Origin of the sequence: Colwellia sp. MB3u-41 (assembly GCF_014076845.1) — a bacterium.
Classification (GTDB): Bacteria; Pseudomonadota; Gammaproteobacteria; order Enterobacterales; family Alteromonadaceae; genus Colwellia_A.
On sequence record NZ_JACGUT010000026.1, the window covers coordinates 1 to 3,037 of the forward strand.

Annotated in this window: 5 protein-coding genes; all 5 read left to right on the forward strand. The window is 35.2% G+C overall.

The window, feature by feature from the left end:
* Window positions 1-132 precede the first annotated feature (132 nt).
* Complete coding sequence (locus tag H4J73_RS01250) at window positions 133-648, forward strand: DNA topology modulation protein FlaR (protein ID WP_182223892.1); 516 nt, start codon at window positions 133-135, stop codon at window positions 646-648.
* A 121-nt stretch (window positions 649-769) separates the two neighbouring features.
* Complete coding sequence (locus H4J73_RS01255; RefSeq protein ID WP_182223893.1) at window positions 770-1,096, forward strand: hypothetical protein; 327 nt, start codon at window positions 770-772, stop codon at window positions 1,094-1,096.
* A gap of 33 nt (window positions 1,097-1,129) precedes the next feature.
* The gene (locus H4J73_RS01260; RefSeq protein WP_259367920.1) at window positions 1,130-1,621 is read left to right on the forward strand and encodes a hypothetical protein; all 492 of its coding nucleotides are present in this window, start codon (window positions 1,130-1,132) and stop codon (window positions 1,619-1,621) included.
* The gene (locus H4J73_RS01265; protein ID WP_182223894.1) at window positions 1,587-2,075 is read left to right on the forward strand and encodes a hypothetical protein; all 489 of its coding nucleotides are present in this window, start codon (window positions 1,587-1,589) and stop codon (window positions 2,073-2,075) included. The genes H4J73_RS01260 and H4J73_RS01265 overlap by 35 nt, the downstream gene beginning before the upstream one ends.
* A 118-nt stretch (window positions 2,076-2,193) precedes the next feature.
* Window positions 2,194-2,445 carry a DUF1040 family protein gene (locus H4J73_RS01270; RefSeq protein ID WP_182223895.1) on the forward strand — a complete coding sequence of 84 codons (252 nt, stop codon included), beginning with the start codon at window positions 2,194-2,196 and terminating at the stop codon, window positions 2,443-2,445.
* Window positions 2,446-3,037: the final 592 nt, after the last annotated feature.

The following is a 3,037-nucleotide window of genomic DNA, read 5'->3' on the forward strand; positions in this document are numbered from 1 at the left end:
GTCAGTTGCTTAGTTTGGATGATATTGAGTTATAACAAGAACTTCAAACGGAAAAAATACAGTTGGCTGTTTTCACTCCGTTCAACATTTTAGCCAACTATATTTTTCCGCTTAAGTAGGCGTTAGGCATCAATGGAGTCACTGTTGCAGTATCGTAAAATTCACATCATAGGTGGTCCAGGTAGTGGTAAAACATTTAGTTCTATTAAACTTCAAGCATTAACAAACTTGAAAGCTTACGATCTTGATAGAATATTTTGGGATCAAAATGAAAATGCTTATGTTCGATCTAGTGAGGAGCATAGAACAGAAAAATTAAATCAAGTGTTGTCTCAAGAAAACTGGATCATTGAGGGTGTTTATTACAAATGGTTGGCCGATGCTTTTCGTGATGCTGACCTTATCGTTATTCTTAGCCCACCTGTTTTACTTAGGCAATGGCGAATATTTAAACGTTTCCTTAAGCGAAAATTTATTTTAGGCCAATTTCGTAAAGAATCACTAGCCTCTTTTGTGGAAATGTATTGGTGGAATCAAAAATTCGATAATGACAATATGGTTCGTATTCTAGACTTTACCGCAGAGCATAAAAATAAAATAATATTTTGTAAAAACTACAACGAGCTACGGCATAAAATTAATGCCTAACAAGGGTTTTCAAGTCGGACAAATTACAGTTGGCTTTTTGTTCGTGCCTCACTTATTTTAGCCAACTGCAATTTGCCGCTTAAAACGGCGTTATATTTATATTCACATCACGGAGATTACATTGAGTTATTTTAAAAAGGCAATTGTTGCATCAGTTTTAGTATTTATATCTAATTTTACTTTTGCAGCTAAAGATATATCTTCTAGTACAGTAAATTATGTTTATCAATTAGATAGCGATGCAACTGTTTTTGAGTTTTCCGCTTCTGTCTCACATAGTTGTGGTTCAAATTTATATAGGGTGAAAAGCCCCAATGAGTCTGTTGCTAATCGGAAATTTTCTTTAATTTTAACCGCGTTTACGACTAATGGTAAAGTAGCGTTTCATGATACTCAGTCGTGCGAGGGAAATCGTTCTGTAGTTGCATGGGTACGTCTGATAAAATAAATATAACAAGTCATTCAAAAGGACAAAAAACAGTTGGCTTTTGCTCCTTCGTCGCTTATTTTAGCCAACAATTTTTTGCCTCTTAATGAGGCGTTAGAAAGCACAGGTAGTATGCATATGAATCTTGAAGACTTTCCTTTAGCTTGGAGATGGACACAATCTTCACATGCTAAGTTACCTGATAATATTCTTTGTGAGCTTCATCCTTATGATATTGAATCAGCCCAACTATTAGCAGCGTCTCGACTTACACACTTTCCTGCTGGTGCAACTAGACATAATTCATCTGTTGCTGATGAGCCCGTGAAGGATTGGTTAAAGCAACTTGCAATCAGTTCGCAACGAGTTACTATTTTGTGGGATCAAAATACAGCACTTAATCTACCTTGGTCTGTATTCTGTGATTATTGGGATGATTTTTGTTATCCCTCTAGTGATGATGCTGACCTATTTTTAGAAAGTGGTCAGTTATTTTTACGCTGGAATCACTATGAAGTTTTTGAGCACGATCCAAGTGCTATCTAACAAGGCGCTCAAGAGGGAAAATTTACAGTTTGCTGTTTTCACTCCGTTCAACATTTTAGCAAACTATAAATCTCCCCTTAGCGGGGCGTTATACGCAAATATGAATCAACCCTATAGAGTACGCATCAAATCTAAAGTCAAAGTTCGCTTTGCGTTTGCACTTATTGCTTTAGCTATCGGTTTATATTTTCTTATGGAAGTTGATTTCGGCTTTAAAGAGGATGAAGTTAAATATGGTCAGACTTATCTTCTAGAGTCATTTGAACAAAGATCTAGTGGCTCATATCGAGGAAGTACATCTACTACTTATGGTAAGTTTAAATTACCATCAGGAAAAATAATTAGCTCTAGGATTTATATCATTTCTCATAATGGTTTGTATTGTGTTGCGGAGATCTTAATTAATGGTAAAGTTACTCACTATCAAACGCTTAAATATGAAAATTGCGTATAACAAGCCATTCAAGCAGGACAAATAACAGCTGGCTATTTACTCCTTCGTCGCTTATTTTAGCCAACTATTATTTGCCTCTTAATGGGGCGTTATATGCCAATCGGGAAATCTAAAGTTTATGCGTGATCCAAAACGAATTGATACAATTTTAGAGTTAATTAATGAGATCTGGTTGCAAGATCCAGATATGCGTTTTAATCAATTAATATATAGTCTTCAAAATAGTTATTCATATAAAAATAACGAAATAGGCAGAATTAATGAAGTAGAAAGTGACGGGTTCACTAGAACTGGATTTGATTTGTTTAATCTTGAAGATGACAGTTTTATTGAATATTTAGAAAAAGTTAAAATAAGTGGTAATATTTAAAAGGCATATAACAAGCCACTCAAGCAGGACAAATAACAGTTGGTTTTGTTCGCTTCGCTCTCTATTATAACCAACTATTATTTGCCTCTTAGTGGGGCGTTAGGTGTAATCGCCACTTCGTTTTAATTGTTTAAAGCATTTGCCAATTTAAGTTGGGCGTTTGTGTTTTCTTAAAATATTTTAGGTGGGTTTCGCCAGGCTCTACATCTCTCTCGCCAATATAGTCTTCGGGCATTACTTAAAACAAAATGTCCTCGCGAATTGGCTTTTCATTGTTGGGTGTTGTGGCTCAAAATCTAACGGTTGTGTTTTTAAAGTGGCGAATGTTATATTGTTGTTAAAGTTTGTATTAGGTTTTTGTAATTACAGACAAACTTCACCTAACAAGCAATTCAAACGGACAAATAACAGTTGGCTTTGTTCGCTTCGCTCTCTATTTTAGCCAACTATTATTTGCCGCTTAATATGGGCGTTATATGCTCTTAATAAATACGTTTTAGGGCAAGACATTTTTAGCTAAGTGTTTTACGCTAAACTCGGTTTAGTGCAGCACTAATAAGCATTGCCTCTTTTACCTTTTTCAAAGGTGGCA

Coding starts and splice junctions, on each gene's coding strand:
- H4J73_RS01265 (WP_182223894.1), top strand. CDS start 1,587: ATGAAGTTTTTGAGCACGATCCAAGTGCTATCTAACAAGGCGCTCAAG.
- H4J73_RS01250 (WP_182223892.1), top strand. CDS start 133: ATGGAGTCACTGTTGCAGTATCGTAAAATTCACATCATAGGTGGTCCA.
- H4J73_RS01270 (WP_182223895.1), top strand. CDS start 2,194: ATGCGTGATCCAAAACGAATTGATACAATTTTAGAGTTAATTAATGAG.